At 54.4% G+C, this 722-nt stretch carries 1 protein-coding gene; it reads left to right on the forward strand.

Annotation, left to right across the window (positions count from 1 at the left end; genetic code table 11):
* The first annotated feature begins 149 nt into the window (after positions 1–149).
* Positions 150–689, forward strand: a complete 540-nt coding sequence (locus CWO89_RS44880; RefSeq protein ID WP_130584461.1) for a GIY-YIG nuclease family protein — start codon at positions 150–152, stop codon at positions 687–689.
* Positions 690–722 lie beyond the last annotated feature (33 nt).

Genomic DNA, 722 nt, shown 5'->3' on the forward strand with positions numbered 1-722 from the left:
GGGCGCCACATGAACAGCAGGGTAGTGATCCCTCGAACGAGGTGGCGGCGTGCAACGACATCCTTGGATAGTCGATAGCGGAACTGCGCAATATCTCGTAATAGGATCGGTACCGCTATCAAATTGCTTTGTCATCGGAGATATCGAGCGTGCCGGTCTATTTCCTTGGCGAAGAAGAGAACGGAGGCTCACCCATCAAGATTGGTGTCGCGAAGAATATTGAAGCGCGAAAGCGAAATCTCCAGACCGGAAATCCGCTAGAGTTACGCTTGCTAGGCTGGATCGAAACGGCAGATGAGTTTGGCCTGGAAACACGTCTCAAGAATGAGCTCAAAGCCGTTCGGTCACGCGGCGAATGGTTTAACATCGAGCCGGCGGACATCCTGCCGTTTCTCGTCCGCGCAGGGCGCGACGGCTTTGTTGCAAAGAGTGCCGACGCATTCCTGATCACTGGCTACGATAGCGATGCCATCCCGGAATACCTGGGCGTGTGGGAATGGGCCGATCTCGAAATCGACGAATGTTGCCCCTTTTGCGGATGCCTATGCGGTATGCATTTCCAAGAGGCATCGCAGATGCACTACTGCATCCGCCGCGATACGCTTACCAATTTCCCTGAGTTCGATCGCGACTGCGAGGAGCCAAACGACGAGAAGGCGGGTCGATCACTGCGAGAAAAGAGTGAATGAGCGAACAATGGCTAGGGTCTGTTGGGATTCATC

It is taken from the genome of Bradyrhizobium sp. Leo170, from assembly GCF_004296405.1.
Classification (GTDB): Bacteria; Pseudomonadota; Alphaproteobacteria; order Rhizobiales; family Xanthobacteraceae; genus Bradyrhizobium.